The organism is Desulfovibrio simplex, from assembly GCF_055387835.1.
Map to the genome: position 1 here is coordinate 2,228,481 of NZ_AP042377.1, position 25,041 is coordinate 2,253,521.

The window sequence follows — 25,041 nt, forward strand, 5'->3', positions numbered from 1 at the left end:
TTCACCGGGCGTACTCAAGCGCCTCGCCTGGCCGTATTGGCGTTCGGGGCTGTCCGCCCTTGGGGGCACGTCCCGAACGCCAATACGGCCATAGCTACATTGCTGTAAGTCAGCATAATTTCAGTTTTCAATTATGGCAATGCCAAACTGAAACCTGACTGAGGCACTCTACATAAAGGCTGCGAACTCGTAATACTTGTCCTTGGTGTCAGCCAGAAGATAGATGACGCTCACGTCTTCCATGTCGGCAAGAAACGCCTTGGGCCAACGCTTTTTGGCGTTTTCAAGACGCTTTTGGGCCACAGGCAGTATCTCTTCACGCTCACCGAAAACCATGGCCCCCGTGGGGCAGGTTTTGACGCAGATAGGCTGCATGCCCGCGGAAACGCGGTCAATACACATATCGCACTTGGTCAGGCGGCCGCTTTTGGGGTCGCGCCTCGGTATGTTGTAGGGGCAGGCTTCCTGTACGGCCTGGGCGTCTTCTTCACTGAGTTTCGCGGATTTTTCCGTGGCCAGCACGGCTCCGGTTTTCTTGTCCTGAATAATGGCCCCGGGCACGCTCATGTCGGCCACGTCCATGCAAGGCGGCGTCTGGCAATGGCGGCACTGGTCGGGAAAAAAGTTCCAGACCACATTGCCTTCATCATTCACATATTCATGAAAACGAACAATTTTGAGGTTGTTCGGGTTCAGGTCCGGCGGATTCTGGTGCGTGCCGAGCTGCTTGGTGTGATTGGCGGGCAGATCGTGCCATTCCTTACAGGCCAACTGGCAGCCACGACATGCCGTGCACCGCGTGGTGTCAACTAAGAATGTTTTCGGCATAGTATGCTCCTTGTGGGGCGCGCCCCCGGAGGGGGACGCGCCTTGCTCGTTAGCCTATTTCGGTCAGCTTGTCGGCCTTGCGCAGGTTCACGCAGCAGGCCTTGGACTCGGGAATGGTGGTATTGGGGTCATACGCGCCCACGGTAAGCCTGTTGGTGGAGTCGCCGCATTTTGGCGTTGTCCAGCCGAAGGCGAAGGGCATGCCCACAAGGTGGACGGTCTTGCCCATAACCGTGAAGGGCCGTATGCGCACGGTCACCATGGCGATGGCCTCGCACTTGCCGCGCGCGCTTTCCAGCAACACGCCGTCGCCGTTCTTGATGCCCTTTTCTTTGGCCAGCTCGTGGCTCATTTCCACATACAGCTGGGGTTCGGTTTCAAGCAGGTTGGGCACGTTGCGTGTTTCGCCGCCGCCGCACCAGTGCTCTGTGAGGCTATAGGTAGTCAGCACAATGGGGAAGCGCGGATCGGCCGGAGGCGCGATCTGGTCCATGGGCGACTTGTGGTGCTTGTACACCGGGCTGCTGAGCTGCTTGGAGAACGGATGGCTCGCCAGGGGCGTTTCAGCGGGTTCGTAGTGTTCGGGGAAAGGCCCGTCGGCAGGGCCGGGGCCGTAGAACTGGGCATGCCCGTCCTTGACCATGATGAAGGGCAGCTTGCCACCCTTGGGGTCGGACATGGGCGGCCAGGGGCCGTCGGGCACGTCGCCCACCCATTTGCTGCCGTCCCATTCAATAACGGCCTTCTTGGGATTGAAGGGCTTGCCGTTCACGTCCACCGAGGCGCGGTTGTACAGAATGCGCCGGTTGACGGGCCAGCACCACGACCAGTTGGGGAAGAGGCCGATGTTGGCCTGCATGGGCGTCTGGCTGGGGTCGCGCCGCCGTGACTTGTTGCCGTCTTCCTCTGTCCAGCTTCCCGTGTATATCCAGTTGAGGGAAGAGGTTGAACCGTCGTCCTTGAGGGCGGCAAACGCGGGCACAAGCTGGCCGCGCTTGTAGGTCTTGTCGCCCACCTTGGTGTCGGCCCAGAAGAAACCGTTGATGCGCCTGGCCCAGTCTTCGGGATCATACTTGTCGGTCCAGTGCATCTTCAGGATGGGATCGGGCAGCACGCCGCCCTCTTGCGCATACATCTTGCGGATGGTGTTGAAGAGGGGCACGACGACGTCAGCGAAGTTGCGCGCTTCGCCGCCGGGCTGCACAGCCTGGTCAAACCACTGGAGCCAGCGTCCGCTGTTGCTGATGGTGCCCGCCTTTTCAATGCGGTGGGCCGACGGCAGCAGGAAGACTTCCGTCTTCTTTGTTTTGGGATCAACCCCGGGGCGCTTCCAGTTGTCCGTGGTTTCGGAGTTATGAATTTCAGAGCAGACGAGCCAGTCCAGATTGTCCAGGGCTGTCCGCATCTTGTTGGTGTTGGGGAAGCTGTTCATGGGGTTCACGCCCATGATGAAGCCGCCCTTGATCTTGTTATTGTATATCCTGTCCATAACATACATGTACGAATAGTCTTCGCCCGGCTCCAGCTTGGGCAGCAGGCTGTAGCAGAAATCGTTCTCTGGCGTGGCGGCATCGCCGAACCAGCCCTTGAGCAGACTTGCCACGTACTTTGGCCTGTTGCCCCACCAGTTGGCACTGTTGGGCAGTGTGGTGACCGGCGTATTGGCTTTGTTGTATTCGGCCAGGGTCTGCCACTGAGCCTGGGGAGTGCCGTGATAGCCGGGGATGTTGTTGTACAGCAGGGCATGGTCTGTGGAGCCCTGCACATTGGGTTCGCCGCGCAGGGCGTTGATGCCGCCGCCGGCCACGCCGATGTTGCCCAGCAAGAGCTGCACAAGGGTGGAAAGGCGGATGTTCTGCACGCCCACGGTATGCTGTGTCCAGCCCAGGGCGTACAAAATGGTGCCTGCCTTGTCCGGGCTGCCGGTGGCGCAGAAGTTCTTGTAGACCTTGAGCAGATTTTCCTGCGACACGCCCGTCACGTCGGAGACGTTCTTGAGAGTGTAGCGGGAATAGTGGTCTTTCATCAGATTGATGACGCAACGCGGGTTCTTGTGCGTGGGGTCGATGACAGGCGCGCCGTCAGGCCCTGCGGCCTTGGCCCACATTTTTTTGTCATACTTGCGGGCGTCGGCGTTGAAGCCGCTGAAGAGCCCGTCTTTAAAGGCGTAGCCGTCGCCCACCACAAAGGCCGCGTCAGTGTAGTTGTTAACGTAATCCTTGTGATAACAGCCGTTTTCAAGGATATAGTTGACCATGCCGCCAAGGAAGGGGATGTCCGTGCCGGAACGCAGGGGCACGTGGAAATCACACCTGGCGGATGTGCGCGAGAATTTGGGGTCAACGTGCATGAGCACGGCCCCGTTGTCCTTGGCTTTCATGATCCACTTGAAAGCCACGGGATGATGTTCAGCGGCATTGCTGCCGATAATAAGCACCGCATCGGCATTCTTGATGTCGATCCAGTGGTTGGTCATTGCACCGCGTCCGAACGACTCTGCCAGAGCCGCAACAGTGGGGCTGTGTCAGACCCGTGCCTGGTGGTCCATATGGACAACACCCAGGCCGCGCAAAGCTTGATGGATAACCGCGCATTCTTCGTTGGAAGCGTGGGAGGTTCCCATCCAGAATATGGTTTCCAGGCGGTTGACCGTCTGGCCCTTTTCGTTTTTGAGGATCATGTCCTTGTCACGGGCGTCTTTTACGCGTCGCGCGATCTGCTCAAGGGTCCAGTCCCAGTCCTTCTCTTCCCACTTGTCGCTGTGAGGAGCGCGGTACAGGGGCTTTTTCAGACGATGATCGCTTGTGTACATCGAGTAGAGAGCCGCGCCCTTGGCGCAGAGAGCGCCTTCGGTAATGGGAAAGTCCGGGTCGCCCTCAGTGGAGACGAGCTTGCCGTCTTTCACATAGGCGATGATCTGACACTGAACGGAACAAAAGGGGCAGATGCTCGATACTTCGCGAGCCCCTTCAATTTTGAGTTTAACGGCGTAAGCCTGGGCTTCGCCCAGATCGAAGCCCAGGTTCCCCAGTGTCAGGCATAACACCCCTGCACCGACACCTTTGAGAAAACTCCGTCGGGTGCTTTTCATAAGACCTCTCCTTGTTTGAGCCTATCACATGCGCGTGGCCGAGGCAGGCAGGCGCGCATAAAATCGCTTCGGCGACCACAAAGCGGACGCCTTCTTACGACATAAAGAATCGTAGTCACCATATTATAAAAATCGTGATGTCGCAAGGTTGTACGATTATTTATATTGGATTCTCAGCCATTTGTGATATTTTTCCCCACATGGTAAAATGTCATACCATTACAAATGAATAACCGCTAAACAGGTATCAGGGACCTGGATGCCGGGCCAAAGGAGCCTTAATGCTTTACCAAATATCACTCTGAAATACATGCTGTTTTACTCCACCGGTTAATTCTGCATTTTGCGTAAAAAAAAATATGCCAAACAGAAAAACACCAGTGCGGTTCAAGCCGCCAGACAGCCGGCCGTAGGTGTCAGGCGGCCTGAGCAAATTCGCACTTGGGCCTGATGGTTATACTTTTTGCTGCCAGGGGACCTGCCGTCATGCGGCGCGGCCCGTACTGAAGAATGTTGACTGACATGCCGCTGGCGGCGTCAGGCCAGAACAGACGGAGGGATGGCCAGATGAAAGATGGGTAGATGTCGGCAGCTTGGGGGCTAGAGCATTTTAACTTTGAAAAAGTGTAAAGGCTCTAACGCTGCACGAAAGTGCAGCGCGCCACAACGTGGCGTGGATTCAGCCGAGCTTCAGCCGTTGCTCGAAGGCTTCAGCCGTTGTGACGCAGGCTTAAAGCGTTGTGACGCAGGAAGCTACGCTTGAAGACAGCATGCGTAACTACACAGCTCACTCCATACAATCGCTGTCGCCATTCGTAAGGCTCGCAGACTCGCCAACGACTGCCGCGAAGCTACGCTTGAAGACAGCATTGGTTGTCCGTAAGCGGTAAAGCCCCGCTAACGGCTACCGCAAATCACATTTTCCGGCAGAATGACAAATTGAAATGTGAAGTATTTCAAAGTTAATCTGCTCTAGATGTAATGTTCCAATAGGTTGTTCACCCTCCCAAAATCGGTAAAGCTGGAGTTACCAGACAACAGCAAACCGAGTGAGGGAAAGGGTGAACAGCCATAAGAATGCCAAACTGACGATTCGTAGTCGAGAAGAAATGGTGCGGCGAATGCAATATGAACCGGCTGCCAGAGTGGCAGCTGGATATGGCGTGAGCCTGCGTACCGCAAGAAAATGGAAAAGTCGCCATGCTCATGGCGGGCAGGAGGCGCTTGCAGATCGCGGTTCACGGCCCAGACGTTGTCGTAACAAGCTGTCAGAAGAGGATTTCTGCCGAATATTTGCATTGCGGAAAGCGCGGAAAACCGGAGATGAAATCGCCCTCCGCCTGGATATCTGTCGCAGCAGCGTGTTCCGAGCCTTACGCAAGCTCAGTTGTTCCCGGCTGGCTTCCCTGGAGAAAAAGGATCCTGTCCAGCGCTACCAGTGGGAAAATCCTGGGCAAATGCTGCATTTGGATATTAAGAAGTTGGGCAAGATTGATGGCGTTGGGCATCGCAAAGTCGGTTTGGGCAATGCCCACCGTAGACGGCCAGGCTGGGAATACCTGCACGTTTGCGTTGATGATGCCTCAAGGGCCGCGTACACCGCCATTCTCCCGGATGAAACAGCGGAATCCGCGGTAGAGTTTTTGTGGTTTGCCGTTGCCTGGTATGCCGTGCACGGCATCAAGGTAGAACGAATTTTGACGGATAACGGATCGTGCTACAGGTCGTGGAAGTTTCGTGATGCCTGTCGTGAATTTGGGATAAAGCACAAGCGAACCCGGCCTTACCGGCCACAAACCAACGGCAAGGCAGAACGCTTTATTCGAACAGCATTGAATGAGTGGGCATACGCCGAAACGTATACCCACTCATGGAAAAGAACAGCTTATCTGCCGAGATGGACGCATCGTTATAACTTTCTGCGACCACATTCGGCCCTTGGCAAAAAACCTCCAGCTTCGAAGCTAGGGGGGGTGAACAACGTGTTGACACTCTACATCTAGAGCACTCTCAAGGTGAAATCGCTCTAAAATCAGCTGCCCGAAGGTCAGTTGATAGTGATCTTGTACGCTTCTTCCATCGTTTTTTCCGTTAATTCCTGTCCGATGCCGGGGCGGTCGGGAATTTCATAGTACCCGTTTTTCGGTTGGTAGCTGTATTTGCAGGACTCGGTATTGGCCTTGATAGTGTTGATAATGTGGGTTTCGTGGATGAGAAAGTTGGGGATGACCGCTTCAAGCTGCAAGGCGGCCGCTTCCGCCACAGGCCCGCCGCAAACGTGGACCTGGACGGCACAATCATAGGTATTCCCCATATCGCAGATTTTCTTGCCTTCCGTAATGCCGCCACAATTGCCGAGGTCCGGCTGGATGACGTTGATGGAACGGTCTTCGAAGAAAGGCCTGTATCCCCAGCGGCTGTAAATCCGTTCCCCGGAAGCGATGGGGATGTTGACCCGGTTGGACACCTCTTTCATCGAAACGCTGTTGAGTGGGTGCACAGGCTCCTCGTAGTAGAAGATACGGAACTTTTCGAGTTCGCGGCCAAGCTGGACGGCGGTGTTGGTGTCCGTCAGGGAATGAAGCTCGATGATGATGTCCATTGCGTCCCCGCCGGCTTCACGCATCGCAGCGACGCGATCCACCGCAACCTTGAGCTGATCGTACTGAAGAATGCCATAATTGTTCCATCTCATCCAGTTACCTTCGAGGTCATACCCCACCGGATCCACCTTGATGCAGTCATACCCTTGTTTCAACGCCTTTCGCGTTGCCTCGGCATACTCTTCCGGCGCCACAAGTCCCTTTGTCCGCTCGTCCCAGTCAAACTGCAACTGACTCGCATACGCCCGGAGCCTGCCGTTGGTCTTGCCGCCGAGAAGCTTATGCACCGGGGCATTGAAATACTTGCCCTTGATATCCCAAAGAGCGATGTCGATGGCGCTGATGCCGGAAAAGATGACCGTGCCGCCGCCCATGCCCCAGAAGGGCTTGCGGAACAATTTTTCCCAGATTTCCTCATTGTTCAGGGGGTCCATGCCGATGATCAGTTTAGCGAAGTCCGCTGCCATGCCAAACGCGGCCTGTTGCGAGTTGCCGTAGGCGAGGCCGAGTTCCCCGAAGCCGCTGATGCCCTCATCGGTGTTGATCCGGACAACCGTGGGAAAAAACTCGGTGCCGTCAAGAATGCTGGGTTTACCGTGAAAAAGCCTGAAAACGTCTACGCTGGTGATCTTCATAATTTCTCCCTTTGTATGGAGCGATTGCGTTTATTTGGAATGGACCGGAGAAGCATTTGTTTTCACGGGATCGACGGAATCGGCCGTATCGTCATACAGCGCGTCATCCCGGAGTTTCAGGGACAGGGTGAGCAGGAACCCTACAATGCAGCACCCGGCCTGAAACGCGAGAACCCCGCTATTGCCGAAGGAGGAATCCTTCAGAACCCCGACGATGTTGTTGCCGATGAATCCGCCGAGACTGGACATGGAGTTGATGATGGCGACGCCGATGGCCGCTGCCTGGCCGGTAAGATATATTGACGGCAAGCTCCAGAACGGGCCGTAGAAAGCCACGTTGCCGACTGCGTTCAGGACCACGCCCAAAATGCGCACGTGCATGTTGTCGGAAACCGCTATCAGGGCCAGCCCGATGCCGGAAAGGAGCATCGGCAAGGCCGTATGGTATTTTCGTTCCTTGGTTTTATCCGAATGCCTGCCCCAGAGCGGCATTATGATGAGACTGATTATGCCGGGCAGCATCAGCAACATGCCCACAGACGTGTTTGAAAAAGTGGCAGAAAAACTTTTCACGATGATCGGCATCCAGTAGTTCACGGACTGGGTGGTTATCTGCACGAACATATAGATGAAAGCCAGTTGCCATACGCGGATGTAAGAGAACGTCTGCCTCAGGGTAAAGGAAGCCGTGTCCTTTTTGAGTTCGTTTTCGCGGTGCAGGCGGTCTATCAACCACGCTTTTTCTTCCTCGGTAAGCCATTTGGCCTTGGCAGGGCTGTCCGTGAGAACGAAGAGCGCCATTATGCCCACAACAACGGCGGCACTCCCTTCCAGCATGAACATCCAGCGCCATCCCGAATGCCCCAGCCAATGGATATTATCCATTATCCACGTGGAGAGCGGTGCGCCGGTGAAGTTGCCTACCGGAACCGCCAGCATGAACAGACCGATAATCCCTGCCCGCTCTTTTGCGGGAAACCAGAACGTGAAGTAGTAGATCATACCCGGAAAAAAGCCGGCTTCCGCGATTCCGAGGAGAACGCGCAGCGACAGAACGTGCGAATACCCCTGCACGAAGAACATGCCCAGCGTCACCAGGCCCCAACTGACGCATATCCGCGCCATCCACCTCCTGGCCCCGAAACGGTGCAGGAGCATGTTGCTCGGCACTTCAAGCAGAAAATACCCGATAAAGAAAACCGAGGACAGAAATCCGAACGCCGCGTTGGAAATATGCAGCTCCGTATTCATGTCCAGCGCTGCAAACCCGATGTTGATCCTGTCTATGTAGTTGATGAAATACATGAGAAGACAAAAAGGAATAATTTTCCATTTTATTTTGGAGAGCGTTCTCGATTCTATGGACGTCTGTGTTGCCATGTGAACTCCTTGTTCAAACGCGCATACCTGGGGTTTTCTTGAATTGCCACATGCTGCCTTAGGAAAAGATCTTTTACTATTTTCAGAGCAGAATATAAAAAAATCAGAGTCGTGCAATACTTTTTACTGTCATACACAATATATCAGAGCGGTTTTCGTATGGTTTCGGGAACGTACCGGGCGATTACCGGCATGCGCGTAGCCTGATTTTATTTTCATCTGATATTTTACGTTTCCGGCCGATGCACGGGACCAGGGAGAGTCCGGATCGAACAACATGGATGCGAGAACGCATGGGGATGCGCAATGCGTTCTTTTGACAAGAGAACCATCGATGGCTATTCTTTTTTGATAGTTGTGTACGGAGGGATTTTGAATGCGCATCCCCAAGACTCTGACCGGCACCGCCATCGACGAAATAAAACGCCAGATCATAACCGGCGATCTGCGTTTTGGTGAGCAGATAGTCGAAAGCGAACTGGCCGCACGGTTCGGTTTGAGCAAGACGCCGGTGCGCGAAGCCTTGCTCGCATTACAGAAAGAAGACCTGGTGGTCATCCTCCCACGCAAGGGAACGTTTGTTTTCGCGCCTACCGTGCGGGAACTGGAGCGGCTCATGGAAACCCGCCAGCTGATCGAGGTGGGAGCGCTGCGCCAGGCGATGAAACGCAACTCCATACGGCTGCTCAAGGAAATGGGCGAACTTCTGGAGGAATCATATATTTTGCTCGATAAAAGCGGCGGCAGTATCCGGGGCGCGGATGTGGAGCTGTACCTGCGAACGGATACAGATCTGCACCAGTTGTTTTTTACGCATACGGACAATCCGTTCCTGATCTCCTTCTACTATCGGATTGCGGCCCAATTAAGCGCGGTCAGATATCGTCTCTCCTTTGAACGCAGTTTCGTGCATCGCTCGATCATTGAGCATCGGGAATTTTTCGGCGACCTTAAAGCTGGCCGTATTGACGAGGCTTGTCGCAACCTTGAGGCACATATCGGGCGGTGTTTCACCCCCGACAATATCGGACGGCTTGCCCGCGAAGGTTCGGGAACCTGCGTGTAACGGAATTGTCATGAACCGTACCCCTTTGGTCATGACGCGCCGCACCCGCGCCATCTGAACAGGCTATGCGTTTCCGCCCAGGCTGTAGCAGCCGGGCCAGACCGGATTCTGCATCAGTTCGTCGTCGGCATTCATCGTACTGGAGCGCATTACCTTTGAAACACTTCACATTTCAAAGTTTTCATTCAGCCTAAAAATGCGATTTGTTGCCGCCTTTTTAAGGCCCAATTTCTTGCGAATGGCGGGGAAAGAAAAAAGGCGCTTGCAAACCGCTGCAGGCTCGCCAACCGTCACTATTAACTTGACGAAGCAGCCCCGTTGCCGTATAAATCTAGCCTTACTTCTGCGGGAATAACTCAACGGTAGAGTGTCAGCTTCCCAAGCTGAAGGTTGCGGGTTCAAATCCCGTTTCCCGCTCCAGAAAAATCAAGCCCTTATGGTTAAAAACCGTAAGGGCATTTTTGTTTTTGGCATAAATATCCCGCCAATATCCCGCTTACAATAAATAAACGTACCTTGAAGGATGTGAAAGATCAGGATTAAACAAGCTGACCCCAAACAATAGCGGATACGTAAGGGCAGGATAACAGCACCGTGGATAGCGACAGGATGATGCGCCCGTGCTGCCGGATGTTTCTGTGAATGTTGGCACTGCCGTGCCGTATCCTGCCATTCCCAGCCTGGGGCTGTGGTAATATCAAGAAATTTCTTGACGCAAAGCTATGGGCTTCGTAGCCTTCAAAAAAAGGGAGATTGTCATGACACAGGCATCCGCAAAGCGGGTCAAGTTCGCCAGCCAGATGGAGCCCGATCTTTATGAAGGCCTTAAATCTGTAGCGCAAGAGGACGGACGGCAGATTCAGGCCGTGCTGGAAGATGCGGTGCGCGCCTACATTGAGAATCGCAAACGCCCCATGGCGCGGCGCCACGTGCTTGACGCCCTTGAAGTCAGCATGATTGAGCACGACGCCCTGTATAAAGAGCTTGCAAAGTGAGCCGGGATTACCTGACTGTTGCCGACATTCTGGGCATGCACGCCATTCTTGTTGAAAGGTATGGCGGGGCGCCCGGCGTTCGGGATATGGGCGGGCTGGAGTCGGCTGCATACCGGCCCCAGAGCGGCTACTATACGGATGTTGTGGAAGAAGCCTGCGCCTTGCTGGAAAGCCTGCTTATCAACCACCCCTTTGTGGACGGGAACAAGCGGACGGCCTTTGCCGCCTGTTCGGTGTTTCTGCGGATCAATGGGCATAACATCCGGGCAGACTCGGACAGGTTGTATGCGTTTGTCATCCGCTGGCTGCAACTGCCGCCTGCGGGGCGCTTCCCCACTATGCTGCATGACTTGCGAACTATTACGGAATGAGATCGTGAAAAATGATGAACCACTGGCCCGGCTACGCACCGGGCTTTTTTTATTGTGAGGTGCCATGATTCGCTCGAAAGACATTCTTAACTGCCAGCCTCTGCTGGCGTCCGTGCTGGGAGAGCAGTACGGGGTGCAGGTGCATATTGGCGGAAAGACCGCCTGCACCAATGGCAGGGTCATTTATCTGCCATCATTGCCGATGGATTGCGTGCCGAAAATGTTGGCGCTGGCCAAGGGATTCACAGATCATGAGGCTGCGCATATCCGGCATACGGATTTTGATGCGCTGCAGGCCGCAACCTTGATCCTGTTACTTTCAATCTCCTTAACTGCCTGGAGGACTGGCGCATCAAGAAAAAGTTATCGGCCATCTTTCCCGACTGCCGACAGAGCTTGAACTGGCTGATACGACGATTCTTTGTGGAAGAGGCACAGCCGAGGGCCGGGGGTGATTCCCCGGCCCTTGCTGTTTTGGACTATGTGCTGCTGACCGCGCGGGCCTGGGATGTGGAACCCCAAAAGATTCCCGCCCTGGTTACAAGCATTTCAATGTTTTCATTTTTCAACAGGAGCGTGTGCAAATGCTGACGGAAAAATGATTACGGTTGCAGCGTTCCCTTTTCCGCTTCCACGCACACACAGAGCATCATTCATGGCTGCTGCTGTCCTTTGCCCTTGCTCCTATAGCATTCAACAATATCCGCATCATAACGTACAGTCAGTGATTGTTGGGCGACCCGCTTCTTGAGGGTACGCAGGCGCTTGACCAGGGTTTCCCCGGGCACGTCGGCAGCGTACAAAACTCATGAGTTCTGTATCAGTCAAGGGGTGGGCGTGCCAGATTTGTCAGGTATGTCCATTTTTTTGCGCTGTCGCCCCCCATCTTTGCGGCAGAACTGGATGCGGACACGCGAATGGTCACACAGACCACCAAGTCGATTGTGCTACAATTCACAAACAAGCGTACAACACACATCCTTTTTGCATACGCCCGCAGCCGGATATCAATGTGCCTTTCAATCCTGTTTTGTCTGTGATTTTCGCTTGATGTCCATCCCCTCTGCCATTTCTGTCCCGCTTCCACGCATCGGCACATGGTTCAATTGTGAGCTTCGACACCTTCCCCAAAAACCATGCCTTCAAAAAATCTATGCAACATATTAAAATATAATATCTTTTATTTGGCATCCCCTTTGCAATATGTGCAAATATTCTCAATCATATTTTTTTCACTGCAAAGGAGATAATTATGGCCGATTCCTCCTCCTTCGAAGCGTTAAGCCCTTATCAGATGTGCGACAAGGCGGCTGCCGTTATGGAAGGCAAGGCCATCAAGCCTGCGGGCAAGGCGTTTTTACTTGCTGTTGCGGCGGGCGTGTTTATCGGTCTGGGTTTTGTTTACTGCGCCATAGCCAATGCAACCGGCGCCGGAAAAATTGTGGGCGGCCTTGTGTTCAGCCTTGGGCTCATGCTGGTCATTGTTCTGGGCGCGGATCTGTTCACCTCCACAACCATGACTCTTGTTCCCCGTGCCAGCAACAGGATCACCTGGGGGCGGATGTTCGCCAACTGGGGCGTTGTTTACGCTGGAAACTTTGTGGGCAGCCTGTTTCTTGTGGCGCTTATACTGCTCAGCGGTCACCCGTGGGAAAACGGCGGCAGCATTGCGATCTTCTACATCAACACCACAGAGCACAAGCTGACCCATACATTTATTGAAGCCGTATTTCTGGGGGTCATGTGCAACCTGATGGTCTGCCTTGGCGTGTGGATGAGCTACGCGGGGCGCTCACTGTTTGACAAAATGATTGCCTGTCTGTTCCCCGTGGGGCTCTTTATCGCCTGCGGTTTTGAACACAGCGTGGCAAACATGTTCATGATTCCCATTGGCATTCTGTGCAGCAACATGATGCCCCCAGAAGTGGCGGCCAAACTGGCCGACCCCGCGCACATAGCCTCTGTGCTGAACTGGCAGAACTTTATCTTCAAGAACCTCATACCCGTAACGTTGGGCAACATACTTGGCGGAGGCGTGTTTGTGGGCCTGTTCCACTGGCTCATCTACCTGCGGCACGGTCACGAGGCCCACCAGTCCGCCAGCAAGGCCGCCCAGCAAAAGCAGTCCCCGACCGTTGACTAAAATGTCGAAGCTGTCGAAGCACTTCGTCAAAAGTGTCGAACACGGCCTTATGGACAGCCCGCCGCACGGGCAGCGGGCCGATATATTCCCAAAAATGCGCATGAATACTCGGTTGATGCATAATGGCACGCATTCTGCTGACGAGGCGCCATTATCACGATCCCTTGCGTAACGAGGAAGCTTATGAACCATTTCATTTTTGCGGATCCGGTCAAATGCATCGGCTGCAATACCTGCATGGCGGCGTGTTCGCTGGCGCATGAGCAGCAGGGGCTGCTCGGCAGACCCCGGCTTGAGGTCATGCGCTACGGCAACGGCACAGCGCCTGTGAGTTGCCGCCATTGCGAAGACATGCCCTGCGCCAAGGTCTGCCCGGTGAACGCCATCACGGCCACTGGGCATTCGGTGCACATCAACGAAAGCAACTGCATTGGGTGCAAGCTGTGCGGTCTTGCCTGTCCTTTCGGGGCCATTGCCCCTGCGGCCGACAGGCCCGCCGGGCACCCGGAAGTGTACGAGCACTATGTGCCGGAAGAAGAACTGGCCGATGCCCCGGGCAGCAACTATTCCATGCCCTCCTTTCTGGCGTGGAATGTGGGCCGCCGCACTGTGGCCGTAAAGTGCGACCTCTGCTACTTCCGCTCGAGCCCGGCCTGCGTGGAGGCCTGCCCCACCATGGCCCTGCGCCTTGTGGACGAAAGAACACTGGCCGAACTGCAAAACAACAAACGTGTTGCCACGCTTGAGCTGGAAAAACACGACGACAAAGCCGTCCCGGCGGCAACAACCATGTCGGGGGTGCAGCATGCGTGATCCACTTGAAATCCTGCTCTGGGCTGTGCTGGCCTACATGGCGGGTGGCGTGCTTTCCCTGCTGCTGGGCCGCAACGAAAGGGCCGCCATCACCGTCAGCGGCCTGTTTGGCGCGCTTGGCGGCGCGCTTGGGCTGTATGCTGTCCTGCCCTTTCTGCTGCAACGGGCCGAGGCCCTCAGCCATGTCTATGCGGGGCCGTTTCCCTTTGCGCATCTGGCCGTACGGCTGGACATGCTGGGAGCCTTCATGACGGGCGTCATTTCCCTGCTGGCGCTTGCCGCTTCCATCTATTCCCTGGCCTATGTACGGGAATACGAAGGCAAGGGCGCTGCGGCCATGGGCTTTTTCATGAATACCTTCATCGCCTCCATGGTGGCGCTGATGGTCATGGACAACGCCTTCTACTTTATCATCTTTTTTGAAGTCATGTCGCTTTCTTCCTATTTTCTGGTCATCGCCGACCAGGAAAGCGAAGCGGTCAGCGCCGGTCTGCTCTACTTTTTCATAGCGCATGCCGGGTCTGTGCTCATCATGGCCTCGTTCTTCATCATGTACTGCCACACCCCTGACAGCAGCCTTGATTTTGCGGCTTTCCGTCAGGCGCAGATTTCGCCGCTCATGGCTTCCATTGCTTTTTTGCTGGCATTTTTCGGCTTTGGGGCCAAGGCTGGCATGCTGCCCCTGCACGGCTGGCTGCCCAGAGCGCACCCGGCAGCGCCCTCGCACGCTTCTGCCATGATGTCGGGCGTGATGGTCAAGATCGGCGTGTTCGGCATCATCAAGGTGGGCGCAGACCTGCTGGGCGGCGTGGATATGCCTGTCTGGTGGGGCGTTGTGGTGCTGACCTTTGGTGCTGTTTCGTCAGTGCTGGGCGTTATGTACGCGCTTGCAGAACACGACATCAAACGCCTGCTTGCCTACCACACGGTTGAAAACGTGGGCATCATCCTCATGGGCGTGGGCGTGGGCCTCATGGGCCTTGCCCTCAAGAACCCGCTGCTGGCCGCACTGGGCTTTCTGGGCGCGCTCTACCACCTGCTGAACCACGCCGTGTTCAAGGGCCTGCTGTTCCTTGGCGCAGGGGCCATCATCTACACGGTGCACACCAAGGATATGGAAAAGATGGGCGGCCTTGCCAAGCGCATGCCGCGCACGGCCCTGGCCTTTCTGGTGGGCTGCATGGCCATTTCCGCCCTGCCGCCCCTCAACGGTTTTGTCAGTGAATGGTACACCTACCAGGGCCTTGTGAGCATCAGCCAGCATTCCTCCGTCATTGCGCGGCTTTCCGGCCCTGTGGCAATCGTGATGCTGGCCATCACCGGCGCTCTGGCCGCCATGTGTTTTGTAAAAGTGTACGGCATCAGCTTTTGCGGTCAGGCGCGTAGCGCCAAGGCTGCGGAAGCCACGGAAGTTCCCGCCGCCATGACGCTTTCCATGCTTGGACTGGCCGCGCTGTGCGTGGCGCTGGGCGTGGGCGCGGCCTGCGTGGCTCCTGTTGTCAGCGCTGTGGCCGATTCGCTCACCACTGGCCAGCAGCATCTTGAAGCCGTGCGCCAGGGCGTGCTCATTCCCGGTGCGGACGCCGCCACCGGGCTTTCGCCCACGCTGGTAATGCTCCTGCTGCTGGGCGGCATGCTGCTGCCCTTGCTGGTCTTTATGATCGGCAAGGCCGACCGCCTGCCCCTGCGCCGCAAAAATGACCCGTGGGCCTGCGGCTACGGCTACGAAGAACGCATGGCCCTCTCCGCCGGGAGTTTTACCCAGGGGCTGCGCCACGTGTTTGCGGGGCTCTACCGCCTGCGCCAGGCGCTTGATCCCGCCCCGGCCATGTCGCGCGCGCTTGACTCGGTCATACGTACGGCGCGGAGTGTGGAACCCATGTGGGACGACGGCATTCTTGCCCGCATCGTCCGTGCCGTGAAAAAGACCGGCATATGCGTGCAGCGGCTGCAGCAGGGCGATTTTCGCGTCTACTGCCTGTATATCATCATCGCGCTTATCACGCTGCTTCTCATCAAAGCCGCCTAGGGGGAACCATGTTCACCATGCAATCCTTGTCCTGGCCGGTATCCTTGCTGCTGGCCGCAGCGCAGACACTGCTTCTGCTTTTGCTGGCTCCTCTGCTGTCCGGCATTTCCCGCAAGATCCGGGCCAGAATGCACTCGCGCCTTGGGCCTTTGGGCGCCGCAGGCGTGCTGCAGGATTACCGCGACCTGGCCAAGCTCATGACCCGGCAGGAAGTGACTCCTGCGCAGTCAGGCATCATTTTCCGCATCATGCCCTTTGTGCTCATTGCCAGCGCCGCGGCCATAGCCATGACGCTGCCCGTGATCGTGACCGGTTCGCAGACGGCGAGCGCGGCGGATCTCATAACCCTGCTGTATCTTTTTGCTCTTTACCGTTTTTTCTTTGCCCTTTCCGGGCTGGATTCGGGCAGTCCCTTTGCCGGTATGGGCGCAAGCCGTGAAATGTTGCTGGGCGTGCTGGTGGAGCCCGTGCTCATGCTGGCCCTGCTGGTGGCGGCCCTTATCGCGGGTTCGACCAACCTAGGCGTCATCAGCGAGGTGTTCCGCCAGAACTGGGGAGGCTCCATGCCCACGGCGGCGGCACTGGCCATGACTGCCTGCGCTTTTGCCGTATTTATTGAAATGGGCAAGATCCCCTTTGACTACCCCGAAGCGGAACAGGAACTTCAGGAAGGCCCGTTGACCGAATATTCCGGCCCCGGCCTTGCCCTGGTCAGCCTGGGCGTAAAGTTCAAGCAGGCGGTCGTTGCCAGCGTGTTCATCAGCGTGTTTCTGCCCTTTGGCAATGTAACGCCCGAGAGCCTGAACGCTGTATCCGTGCTGGCCGCAGCCGTCATACTCATACTGAAGCTGCTGGTCATCTTTGTGCTGGCGTCGCTGTACGAAAACAGCCTTGCCCGCGGGCGCTTTCTGCTGACGCCGCGCGTCACGTGGTCCGGTTTTGGCGTGGCGGCCCTGGCATTCGTCTTTTACTTCAGCAAGCTCTAGGGCGTCGAGGAAGAAGTCATGGATAAAATTGCACTGGCAACAATCCTGATACCGTTCATCGGCGCGTTGCTCGCCGCCTGCCTGCCGTATCGCGCGGCACGGGCGCTGGCGCTGGTGGTTGCCCTTGCCGCTTCGGCAGGCAGCGCGGCCCTTGGCCTGGCATACCTCAATGCGGGCATGCCCGAAAACTGCACATTCAGCCTTGTGAGTTACAGTTCCACCTTGCTTGGCGGCGCTGGACACACAGTGGAAATATTCGGCGTACTCATCGACAGGGTAAGCACGCTCATCTGTTTTGCCGTGGTTTTTCTCGGCTTTCTGGTGGTGCTGTACTCCACGGCCTACCTGACCAAGGGCAACCGCGAGCATCCGCATGAGGGCACTATCCGTTTTTACGCCATCATGCTCGCCTTTATCGGCGCCATGGCCGGGCTTACGCTTTCCTCCACCCTTTTTGGCCAGTTGCTGTTCTTTGAAATCACCGGCGGCTGTTCCTGGGCGCTCATCGGCTACTACCAGACCCCCACGGCGCTGCGCTCGGGCATGAAGGCCCTGCTGGTGACCCACCTTGGCGCGCTGGGCCTCTATGTGGCTGCAGCCTGGCTGTACCACGAGACCGGCTCCTTTGCCCTCTCCGGCATGGCCGGGCTTGGCGATACCGCCAAGATCATCATCGTGGGCGGCGTGCTCTTTGCGGCCTGGGGCAAATCGGCCCAGATTCCCATGCACATGTGGCTGCCCGACGCCATGGAAGCGCCCACCCCGGTGAGCGCCTACCTGCACGCAGCCTCCATGGTCAAGGTGGGCGTGTTCATTTTTGCCCGCGCCGTTATGGCCGCAGGGGATGTCCCCCCGGTTGTGGGACAGGTGGGCATGGTCATGGCCGTGATAACCCTCATCTACGGCTTTATCATGTACCTGCCGCAGACCGACATGAAGCGCCTGCTGGCCTATTCCACCATTACCCAGCTCTCGTACATCTTCTTTGCCATTTCGCTGGCCATCCTGTGCACGGATCCTGTTCTGCGCAACACGGTGCTGCTGTTTGGCGCAATCGCCTACATTTTCAACCACGCATTTGCAAAAAGCCTGTTTTTCCTCGTGGCTGGAGCGCTCAGCTACACGTGTGGCACGCGCACCCTCACCCGGTTGCAGGGCATCCTGTCACGCCTGCCCTTGCTGGGCATAGGCTTTTGCGTGGCGGCGCTGGCCATCACCGGCGTACCGCCGCTCAACGGCTTTTTCAGCAAATACCCCATCTTCACCACGGGTTTTGCCCTTGGAGCGAGCCACTGGTTTGTGATGGTGCTGACCATACTGGTCATGATCGAATCCGTGGGCAGCTTTGCCTGGTTCCTCTACTGGTTCGGCAAGACTGTACCCGGCAAACCCTCTGAGGTAGTGGCGCAGGCGCAGCCTGTTCCCGCCGCCATGAAGCTGGTGCTGGCCATCCTTGTTTTCATGTCGTTCTCTTCCAGCATCATGGCCGTTTACTGGTTGAACCACGGAGGCTAAGCATGTTGAGTTCAAGCATAATCATCAACAATCTCGCTGGGCTTTTGGTGGTCACATCGCTGATGGTGGTCACTTGCAAAAAAGCCGCCACATCCGCGCTGCTGTATGCCGTGCAGTCTGCCGTGCTGGTGCTCTCATTTATTGCGCTGGGCGGCCTGATGCAGGCGCACGAGCTGTATACCTGGGCCGGAACCGCCGTTCTGACCAAGGTCATCCTTGTGCCGCTGATAATGTACAAGGCCCTTGGCAATATGAGTGACCCGGAAGCGCAGGGAATGGTCATTCCCACATCCGTGGTTGTCATTCTTGCCGCGGTTCTTCTACTCCTGTGCCACTTTGTGGTGAGCACTGTGCAGGTGCCCGTTATCACACAGCACGGGCTTGAACCTGTACTGGCCGTATCGCTTGGGCATTTCATGATCGGCGTTATGTGCATTGTTGTGCAGCGCAACATCATCAAACAGATATTCGGCTATTGCCTGATGGAAAACGGCGCGCACATGACCTTGGCCCTGCTGGCCAATCAGGCCCCGCATCTTGTGGAAATAGGTATTTCCACAGACGCCATCTTCGCGGTCATCATCATGGTTTACATGGTACGCCGCATTTTCACCACCATGAACACGTTGCGCGCGCATGATCTTTCCGCGCTGAAGGGGTGAGCCATGAATGCCATGACCAACAGCAGCCCCATGCTTTTTTGCCTGCTGCTCGCCGCACCCTTGGTCACATCGCTGCTGTGCTTTGCCTGCGCCTTTTGCGGGCGCGGCATACGATCTGTGGTCAACATCATAAACACGGCCGGCTGTGCGGCCCTTCTGATCACCGCTTTTGGCCTGGTGAGCGCGGTCTACGAGCACGGCGCGCTTTTTGCCGCCGGCAAGTGGCTGTACCTCGACAGCCTTTCGGCCATCTTCCTTGCCGTACTTGGCGTGTTGGGGACGATTACAGGCCTGTACTCATACGGCTACATGAAGCAGGAAGTGGACCACGGCGAAGTTTCCGTAGCAACACTTTGCAACTATTACGGATTTTTTCACCTGTTCATCTTCACTATGGTTTCGGTGATAACCACCAACAACCTCATCCTCATGTGGGCGGGCGTAGAAGCCACCACCCTGGCATCGGCATTTCTGGTGGGCATTTACGGACAAAACTCCTCACTTGAGGCGGCCTGGAAGTATATTGTCATCTGCACGGTGGGCGTGGCCTTTGGCCTCTACGGCACAGTGCTGGTATATTCCAACGCCTCCGCGGCCATGACCGCCCAGGGACTCGACCCCTCGGACGCCATTTTCTGGACAGAGGCCCTGCGCTATGCTGGCGGCCTTGACCAGACCCTCATGTATCTGGCCTTTGTATTCGTGCTTATCGGCTTTGGCACCAAGGCCGGGCTGTTTCCCATGCACGCATGGCTGCCCGACGCCCACAGCGAAGCCCCAAGCCCCACCAGCGCCCTGCTTTCCGCCGTGCTGCTCAAGGCGGCCATATTGGTCATCCTGCGGTACTACATACTTATCAACCGCAGCATCTCAAGCACGGCGCCGCAAAACATGCTGCTGGTCTTTGGCCTGCTTTCCATACTCGTGGCCGCGTTCAGCATGGTCTCGCAAAACGACATCAAGCGCCGCTACGCCTATTGCAGTGTTGAAAACATGGGCATCATCGCCGTGGGCCTTGGCTTTGGCGGCCCGCTGGGCATCTTTGCCGCGCTGTTCCACGTTATCAGCCACAGCCTTGCCAAGGGCCTTGTGTTCTGCGTGTCGGGCAACGTGCTGCTCAAATACAGCTCACGCGACATGACCACCGTGCGCGGCATGCTCAAGATCATGCCTGTCTCCGCCGTGTTTCTTGCGGCGGGAACCCTGGCCCTGGGCGGTCTGCCGCCGTTCAGCGTATTTTTGAGCGAATTCATGGTGGTCGTTTCCGGCATCAGCGCCGGGCACATGTATCTGGTGGCGGCTCTGGCCGTGCTGCTCATGGTCGCCCTGGGAGCGCTGGTGCATCTGGTGGCGGTGACGCTCTCCGGTCCGCCGCCGGAATCCGTCGCCAGAGGCGAACAGGGCTGCATGACCCTTATCCCCGCAGCCGTGCTGTTGGGCCTGCTGCTTGTCATGGGCACATGCACACCTGCCCCGGTGGTGAACATGCTCAACGCAGCCACCAACATAGTGCTGGACAAGGATACCGCCACTGCCCAGGTACAGCCCGTCATGCGTGAAATGGTGCGATCCGCCTCGCAGGAGGCTGTTGCAACCGACGCGGCCAGGCAAACTTCTTCCCGTCAGGAGATATAACGTGAGCACTACCACGAAACAGACCCAAAACCCCACCAGCGGCAACCGCGGCACGGGGTATGTGGCAAACGTGCGACAGCGCTTTCCCTACGCCGTCCTTGATGAAGAACGCCAGACCGGCAACCAGCTCACCATCACGGTCAAGCTGGATGCCCTGCCCGACGTGGTTTCATATCTTTACTACGACCAGGGCGGCTGGCTGCCGGTGGTTTTTGCCAACGACGAGCGCACCATCAACGGCAGTTTTGCCATCTACTATGCCCTTTCAATGGAAGAAGGCGAAAAGTGCTGGATTGTGGTGCGTGCCTTTGTGGACGCTGACCGGCAGGAATTCCCTTCCGTAACGCCAAGGGTTCCCGCCGCCGTGTGGGGCGAACGCGAAATTCGCGACATGTACGGCCTCACCCCCGTGGGCCTTCCCGACGCGCGCCGTCTGGTGCTGCCCGACGACTGGCCGGACAACCTGTACCCCCTGCGCAAGGACAGCATGGACTATCGCCAGCGTCCCGCGCCCACCACGGACACGGAAACCTACGATTTCATCAACGAGCTGGGCAGCGAAAAGAATCGCATCCTGCCTCTTGGCCCCATGCACGTCACTTCTGACGAACCTGGCCACTTCCGGCTCTTTGTGGACGGTGAAAATATAGTCGATGCCGACTACCGCATGTTTTACGTGCATCGCGGCATGGAAAAAGCCGCAGAAGTACGCATGGGCTATAACGAAGTCACCTTTCTGGCCGAGCGTGTGTGCGGCATCTGCGGCTATGCCCACAGCATCGCCTATGCCAACTCGGTGGAAAACGCCCTTGCCATTGACGTGCCCATGCGCGCCCGCTGGATACGCACCCTGCTGCTTGAGACGGAACGCCTGCACAGCCACCTGCTGAACCTCGGCCTTGTCTGTCACTTTACGGGCTTTGATTCGGGTTTTCAGCAGTTCTTCCGCGTGCGTGAAAAGTCCATGACCATTGCCGAGCTGCTGACCGGCTCGCGCAAGACCTACGGCCTCAACCTCATTGGCGGCATCCGCAACGACATTCTGGCCGACGCGCGCAAAACCACCACGGCCCTGCTCACTGCCATAGAGAAAGAAGTGGCCGAACTGGTGGACATGCTCCTCAGCACCACCAACTTTGACCAGCGCGCCAGGGGAGTGGGCATTCTTGACCGCAAGGTTGCCCGCGACTACAGCCCCGTGGGCCCAATGATCCGGGGCAGCGGCTTTGCCCGCGACGTGCGCGGCGACCATCCCTTTGAAGCCTACGGGCATATCCCCGTCAGCGTCTTCTCCTTTGATGGTTGCGACATCTTTTCCCGCGCGCTTGTGCGGGTGAAGGAAGTGTTCGATTCCATCGCCCAGTGCCGCTACGTGCTGGACAACATGCCCGGCGGCCCGGTGCTGACCGAGGGTTTCACCTACACGCCCCACAAGTTCGCCCTGGGCTTTACCGAAGCGCCGCGCGGCGAAGACGTGCACTGGAGCATGACCGGCAACAACCAGAAGGTCTTCCGCTGGCGCTGCCGCGCGGCCACCTACGCCAACTGGCCGGTGCTGCGCTATGCGCTGCGCGGCAACACGATTTCAGACGCCGCCCTCATTATCGGCAGCCTTGACCCCTGCTACTCCTGCACAGACCGCGTAACCCTTGTGGATGTGCGCAAAAAGAAGGTCAACACCGTGCCGTATCAGGAGTTTGAGCAGTACGGCATCGACCGCAAACATTCCCCCCTGCCCTGAAGCATGTGGCAAAGCGTATGAAAACCATGAACCTTCACCAGAACCGCGCGCAGCAGCGCAGCACGACCCCTGCCGCCGCGGCGGCCCGGCACAGCGCCGCTGCAACGACCACGCATCTGCGCAACATGCTTGAGGAGGCGCCGTCATGCTGAAATTACTCAAAATAATCCGTGATGCGGGCGAGGCAACGATCAAGTATCCGTTCGCGCCTGCCGAATTCACGCCCACATTCCGCGGCAAGCCGGAATACGACCCCAAGCGCTGCATTGCCTGCGCAGCCTGTGCCATCGCCTGCCCGCCCAATGCCCTGACCATAGAAACCGATCTGGAAAAGGGCGTGCGCACCTGGCAGTTCTCCGCCGGGCGCTGCATCTTTTGCGGCCGGTGCGAAGAGGTTTGCCCCACCAGGGCCTTGCACCTCTCGCAGGAATTTGAACTTGCCGTCATGCGCAAAGACGATCTGTACGAGCGCTGCACCTTCAGCCTGTGCCACTGCAGCCAGTGCGGCACTGCCTTTGCCCCGCAAAAGGAAGTGGACTACGCCCTGGCCCTGACCATGCAGGCGGACGGCGTTACGGAAGAAGACCCCGACCAGCGGCGGCAGTTCGAGACCTGCCCCCAGTGCAAACGCAAGCAGACCCTCGGCCTCAAGCCCCGGCAGGAGGTATAGCCATGTCCATTGTTCCCTATGCCTACGCGACCGGTGTTTCACACTACAAAACCGAGCCTGTCAGCGTGGAGGATTCCGTAGCGGCGCTCAAGGCTGCGCTTTTGCAGCGCATTCAGCGTTCCGCCTACGTCTACCGTATTGACTGCGGCGGCTGCAACGGCTGTGAAATTGAAATCTTCGCATCCATCACGTCCATCTTTGACGCGGAGCGCTTCGGCATCAAGGTGGTTCCCTCGCCCCGTCATGCGGATATTCTGCTGTTTACAGGCGCAGTGACCCGCGCCATGCGCGTGCCCGCCCTGCGCGCCTTCCACAACGCTCCAGATCCCAAGATCTGCGTATCCTACGGCGCGTGCGGGTGCAGCGGCGGCATATTCCACGACATGTATTGCGTATGGGGCGGCAGCGACAAGATCGTGCCCATCGACGTGTACATTCCCGGCTGCCCGCCCACCCCGCAGGCCACCATCTATGGCCTTGCCATGGCCCTTGGCCTGCTGGACCAGAAGCTCAAGGAACGCAACCACGAAGAATCCGGCGCAGCCGCGCCCGCGCCCCTGCTGCCCGACGCTCCGCTCGACATCCGCGTACGGATTGAACGCGAGGCGCGCCTGCTGGCGGGCTACCGTCAGGGCAGGGAAATCAGCGACCGCTTTTTCACCTGCCTGGAGGCAGGCAGCACGGCAGCCCTTGAAGGCAACCTGCAAAAGTGGATTCGCGATGCCGATGACCCACGCCTGACGGAGATTCTCTTCCGTCTGCGCGAGATGTTTTTCGACAGCCTGAACATGAGTCAGGATCAGGGGATCTGCCATGACTGAGATGGTCCGCTTCCACGCGCTGCGGCGAAAGTTTCTGGACACGCAAAAGGATCTTCCCGAATCAGACGCCACAAAGCAGGTCATGTACTACTCCCTTGCCATCGGACATCACGTGGGGGTTATCGACTGCCTCGTCAAAGTGCTGGAATGCCCCAAAGACGGCTATGAGACATGGGTGGGCCTGCTGCCGCAGGGCGAGGCCCGCCGCAAGATGTCTGGCCTGCTGACCTTTGGCGAAATACACATAGACGCGAACCATGCGGGCATGCTGGGCAAGGCTTTTGCAGAAGCCATGCCCGGCATGGACGAACCGTACAGGGGCTGGAGCGCCGCCCTTATGGAACAGCTGGCCGCCATTCAGCAAGAGCCAGCGCTCTACCTCATGGTGCAGCTGCCCAGGAGGATGGAATGACCGCCCCCGCGCCCCAAACCTGCAGCGTGGTGCTGACAGTGGGCAACAGCCTGATGGGCGACGACGGCGCAGGCCCGCTTTTGTGCGAACGCATGGAAGCCGCGCCCGTACCGGGCTGGACCGTGATAGACGGCGGCTCCATGCCCGAAAACGTCACGTATGCCGTCAAGGCCATGAAGCCGCAGCGCCTGCTTATTGTGGACGTTGCCGCGCTGGGGCTGTCCCCCGGTGAAATGCGCTTTGTGGACAAGGAACGCATTCGGGTCATGGGCATAGCCAGCACACACAACATGCCGCTTTCATTTATTATGGATGAAATGGAACAGGAAATAGAACAGGTTGTGTTCCTGGGCATTCAGCCACAGGAGGTGGGCTTTTGCCTGCCTGTGACCGATGCCGTGCAGGAGGCGGTGGAGCGCATCCACGCGGGGCTGGCAGAAGGTCTTGCCGACATTCCCTGGCTGCCCTGATGTTTCGTCAAAAATGTCGAAACAGGAAAAAGTCGCTAACTATCTGGCGTAATAACGATTGCCATAATTTCCACGCTAACCTGCGATTCGACAATTCGACATTTTTGACGAAATAAAGGCAATCGTGTTTTCACGGCAATCGTAACAATGCAAAATACCAGATTGTTTTTGCAAC

General features: G+C 57.1%; 23 protein-coding genes and 1 tRNA gene. 19 read left to right on the forward strand and 5 right to left on the reverse strand.

Features of this window, described 5'->3' with window-relative positions:
* Window positions 1-168: 168 nt before the first annotated feature.
* Both ACZ5DH_RS09245 and fdnG read right to left on the reverse strand, forming a co-directional pair.
* Window positions 169-828, reverse strand: a complete 660-nt coding sequence (locus ACZ5DH_RS09245) for a 4Fe-4S dicluster domain-containing protein (RefSeq protein WP_464254012.1) — start codon at window positions 826-828, stop codon at window positions 169-171.
* A 49-nt stretch (window positions 829-877) separates the two neighbouring features.
* Window positions 878-3,919: a formate dehydrogenase-N subunit alpha gene (gene fdnG / locus ACZ5DH_RS09250; RefSeq protein ID WP_464254013.1), complete on the reverse strand. Its 3,042-nt coding sequence runs from the start codon at window positions 3,917-3,919 to the stop codon at window positions 878-880.
* Window positions 3,920-4,980: 1,061 nt separating this feature from the next.
* On the opposite strand from fdnG, the gene ACZ5DH_RS09255 reads away from it, so the two are divergent.
* Complete coding sequence (locus ACZ5DH_RS09255) at window positions 4,981-5,922, forward strand: IS481 family transposase (protein WP_464254014.1); 942 nt, start codon at window positions 4,981-4,983, stop codon at window positions 5,920-5,922.
* A gap of 44 nt (window positions 5,923-5,966) precedes the next feature.
* Here ACZ5DH_RS09255 and ACZ5DH_RS09260 read toward each other — a convergent pair whose 3' ends face one another.
* Together ACZ5DH_RS09260 and ACZ5DH_RS09265 are read right to left on the reverse strand one after the other, a co-directional pair.
* The gene (locus ACZ5DH_RS09260; RefSeq protein ID WP_464254015.1) at window positions 5,967-7,157 is read right to left on the reverse strand and encodes a mandelate racemase/muconate lactonizing enzyme family protein; all 1,191 of its coding nucleotides are present in this window, start codon (window positions 7,155-7,157) and stop codon (window positions 5,967-5,969) included.
* Between the two features lie 30 nt (window positions 7,158-7,187).
* The gene (locus ACZ5DH_RS09265) at window positions 7,188-8,537 is read right to left on the reverse strand and encodes an MFS transporter (protein ID WP_464254016.1); all 1,350 of its coding nucleotides are present in this window, start codon (window positions 8,535-8,537) and stop codon (window positions 7,188-7,190) included.
* Window positions 8,538-8,913: 376 nt separating this feature from the next.
* Between ACZ5DH_RS09265 and ACZ5DH_RS09270 the strand changes: the two genes are divergently transcribed.
* The 5 genes from ACZ5DH_RS09270 to ACZ5DH_RS09290 all read left to right on the forward strand — a co-directional run bounded on the left by ACZ5DH_RS09270 (window position 8,914) and on the right by ACZ5DH_RS09290 (window position 11,369).
* Window positions 8,914-9,603, forward strand: a complete 690-nt coding sequence (locus ACZ5DH_RS09270) for a GntR family transcriptional regulator (protein ID WP_464254017.1) — start codon at window positions 8,914-8,916, stop codon at window positions 9,601-9,603.
* 345 nt (window positions 9,604-9,948) lie between these two features.
* Window positions 9,949-10,023 (forward strand) — tRNA-Gly (locus ACZ5DH_RS09275).
* A gap of 338 nt (window positions 10,024-10,361) precedes the next feature.
* The gene (locus ACZ5DH_RS09280; protein ID WP_333534662.1) at window positions 10,362-10,598 is read left to right on the forward strand and encodes a hypothetical protein; all 237 of its coding nucleotides are present in this window, start codon (window positions 10,362-10,364) and stop codon (window positions 10,596-10,598) included.
* Complete coding sequence (locus ACZ5DH_RS09285) at window positions 10,595-10,969, forward strand: type II toxin-antitoxin system death-on-curing family toxin (protein ID WP_464254018.1); 375 nt, start codon at window positions 10,595-10,597, stop codon at window positions 10,967-10,969. Before ACZ5DH_RS09280 ends, ACZ5DH_RS09285 begins: the two co-directional genes overlap by 4 nt.
* Before the next feature lie 64 nt (window positions 10,970-11,033).
* On the forward strand, window positions 11,034-11,369 hold the full coding sequence (locus ACZ5DH_RS09290; RefSeq protein WP_464254019.1) for a hypothetical protein: 336 nt from the start codon (window positions 11,034-11,036) through the stop codon (window positions 11,367-11,369).
* Between the two features lie 253 nt (window positions 11,370-11,622).
* On the opposite strand, the gene ACZ5DH_RS09295 is transcribed toward ACZ5DH_RS09290, so the two are convergent.
* Entirely contained in the window at window positions 11,623-11,757 is a 135-nt protein-coding gene (locus ACZ5DH_RS09295) for a BrnA antitoxin family protein (protein WP_464254020.1), read from the reverse strand.
* Between the two features lie 464 nt (window positions 11,758-12,221).
* Between ACZ5DH_RS09295 and focA the strand changes: the two genes are divergently transcribed.
* From focA to hycI, 13 genes are all read left to right on the forward strand, one after another.
* On the forward strand, window positions 12,222-13,112 hold the full coding sequence (gene focA, locus ACZ5DH_RS09300) for a formate transporter FocA (protein ID WP_464254021.1): 891 nt from the start codon (window positions 12,222-12,224) through the stop codon (window positions 13,110-13,112).
* 183 nt (window positions 13,113-13,295) lie between these two features.
* On the forward strand, window positions 13,296-13,925 hold the full coding sequence (locus ACZ5DH_RS09305) for a 4Fe-4S dicluster domain-containing protein (protein ID WP_464254022.1): 630 nt from the start codon (window positions 13,296-13,298) through the stop codon (window positions 13,923-13,925).
* On the forward strand, window positions 13,918-15,954 hold the full coding sequence (gene hyfB, locus ACZ5DH_RS09310) for a hydrogenase 4 subunit B (protein ID WP_464254023.1): 2,037 nt from the start codon (window positions 13,918-13,920) through the stop codon (window positions 15,952-15,954). Before ACZ5DH_RS09305 ends, hyfB begins: the two co-directional genes overlap by 8 nt.
* A gap of 8 nt (window positions 15,955-15,962) precedes the next feature.
* Complete coding sequence (locus ACZ5DH_RS09315; protein ID WP_464254024.1) at window positions 15,963-16,940, forward strand: respiratory chain complex I subunit 1 family protein; 978 nt, start codon at window positions 15,963-15,965, stop codon at window positions 16,938-16,940.
* A gap of 18 nt (window positions 16,941-16,958) precedes the next feature.
* Window positions 16,959-18,455, forward strand: a complete 1,497-nt coding sequence (locus ACZ5DH_RS09320) for a hydrogenase 4 subunit D (protein ID WP_464254025.1) — start codon at window positions 16,959-16,961, stop codon at window positions 18,453-18,455.
* Between the two features lie 2 nt (window positions 18,456-18,457).
* Window positions 18,458-19,117, forward strand: coding sequence for a hydrogenase 4 membrane subunit (hyfE, locus tag ACZ5DH_RS09325; protein ID WP_464254026.1), 660 nt, complete (start codon window positions 18,458-18,460; stop codon window positions 19,115-19,117).
* Window positions 19,118-19,120: 3 nt separating this feature from the next.
* A complete protein-coding gene (locus ACZ5DH_RS09330) occupies window positions 19,121-20,752 on the forward strand; it encodes a hydrogenase 4 subunit F (protein ID WP_464254027.1) in 1,632 nt (543 codons plus the stop codon).
* Window position 20,753: 1 nt separating this feature from the next.
* A complete protein-coding gene (locus ACZ5DH_RS09335) occupies window positions 20,754-22,493 on the forward strand; it encodes a hydrogenase large subunit (RefSeq protein ID WP_464254028.1) in 1,740 nt (579 codons plus the stop codon).
* A gap of 17 nt (window positions 22,494-22,510) precedes the next feature.
* Entirely contained in the window at window positions 22,511-22,645 is a 135-nt protein-coding gene (locus ACZ5DH_RS09340) for a hypothetical protein (RefSeq protein WP_464254029.1), read from the forward strand.
* Complete coding sequence (locus ACZ5DH_RS09345; RefSeq protein ID WP_464254030.1) at window positions 22,639-23,163, forward strand: formate hydrogenlyase complex iron-sulfur subunit; 525 nt, start codon at window positions 22,639-22,641, stop codon at window positions 23,161-23,163. Before ACZ5DH_RS09340 ends, ACZ5DH_RS09345 begins: the two co-directional genes overlap by 7 nt.
* A 2-nt stretch (window positions 23,164-23,165) precedes the next feature.
* On the forward strand, window positions 23,166-23,984 hold the full coding sequence (locus tag ACZ5DH_RS09350; protein WP_464254031.1) for an NADH-quinone oxidoreductase subunit B family protein: 819 nt from the start codon (window positions 23,166-23,168) through the stop codon (window positions 23,982-23,984).
* Entirely contained in the window at window positions 23,977-24,396 is a 420-nt protein-coding gene (locus ACZ5DH_RS09355; protein ID WP_464254032.1) for a formate hydrogenlyase maturation HycH family protein, read from the forward strand. Before ACZ5DH_RS09350 ends, ACZ5DH_RS09355 begins: the two co-directional genes overlap by 8 nt.
* A complete protein-coding gene (hycI, locus tag ACZ5DH_RS09360) occupies window positions 24,393-24,866 on the forward strand; it encodes a hydrogenase maturation peptidase HycI (protein WP_464254033.1) in 474 nt (157 codons plus the stop codon). The genes ACZ5DH_RS09355 and hycI overlap by 4 nt, the downstream gene beginning before the upstream one ends.
* The last annotated feature ends 175 nt before the right edge of the window (window positions 24,867-25,041 follow it).

Bases quoted from the DNA above. Each gene is read 5' to 3' on its own strand.
- ACZ5DH_RS09355 (WP_464254032.1), top strand. From the start codon at position 23,977: ATGACTGAGATGGTCCGCTTCCACGCGCTGCGGCGAAAGTTTCTGGAC.
- ACZ5DH_RS09340 (WP_464254029.1), top strand. From the start codon at position 22,511: ATGAAAACCATGAACCTTCACCAGAACCGCGCGCAGCAGCGCAGCACG.
- hyfE (WP_464254026.1), top strand. From the start codon at position 18,458: ATGTTGAGTTCAAGCATAATCATCAACAATCTCGCTGGGCTTTTGGTG.
- ACZ5DH_RS09330 (WP_464254027.1), top strand. From the start codon at position 19,121: ATGAATGCCATGACCAACAGCAGCCCCATGCTTTTTTGCCTGCTGCTC.
- ACZ5DH_RS09245 (WP_464254012.1), bottom strand. From the start codon at position 828: ATGCCGAAAACATTCTTAGTTGACACCACGCGGTGCACGGCATGTCGT.
- ACZ5DH_RS09305 (WP_464254022.1), top strand. From the start codon at position 13,296: ATGAACCATTTCATTTTTGCGGATCCGGTCAAATGCATCGGCTGCAAT.
- ACZ5DH_RS09270 (WP_464254017.1), top strand. From the start codon at position 8,914: ATGCGCATCCCCAAGACTCTGACCGGCACCGCCATCGACGAAATAAAA.
- ACZ5DH_RS09345 (WP_464254030.1), top strand. From the start codon at position 22,639: ATGCTGAAATTACTCAAAATAATCCGTGATGCGGGCGAGGCAACGATC.
- ACZ5DH_RS09260 (WP_464254015.1), bottom strand. From the start codon at position 7,157: ATGAAGATCACCAGCGTAGACGTTTTCAGGCTTTTTCACGGTAAACCC.
- ACZ5DH_RS09350 (WP_464254031.1), top strand. From the start codon at position 23,166: ATGTCCATTGTTCCCTATGCCTACGCGACCGGTGTTTCACACTACAAA.
- ACZ5DH_RS09315 (WP_464254024.1), top strand. From the start codon at position 15,963: ATGTTCACCATGCAATCCTTGTCCTGGCCGGTATCCTTGCTGCTGGCC.
- focA (WP_464254021.1), top strand. From the start codon at position 12,222: ATGGCCGATTCCTCCTCCTTCGAAGCGTTAAGCCCTTATCAGATGTGC.
- ACZ5DH_RS09265 (WP_464254016.1), bottom strand. From the start codon at position 8,537: ATGGCAACACAGACGTCCATAGAATCGAGAACGCTCTCCAAAATAAAA.
- ACZ5DH_RS09280 (WP_333534662.1), top strand. From the start codon at position 10,362: ATGACACAGGCATCCGCAAAGCGGGTCAAGTTCGCCAGCCAGATGGAG.
- hycI (WP_464254033.1), top strand. From the start codon at position 24,393: ATGACCGCCCCCGCGCCCCAAACCTGCAGCGTGGTGCTGACAGTGGGC.
- ACZ5DH_RS09320 (WP_464254025.1), top strand. From the start codon at position 16,959: ATGGATAAAATTGCACTGGCAACAATCCTGATACCGTTCATCGGCGCG.
- ACZ5DH_RS09290 (WP_464254019.1), top strand. From the start codon at position 11,034: ATGATTCGCTCGAAAGACATTCTTAACTGCCAGCCTCTGCTGGCGTCC.
- hyfB (WP_464254023.1), top strand. From the start codon at position 13,918: ATGCGTGATCCACTTGAAATCCTGCTCTGGGCTGTGCTGGCCTACATG.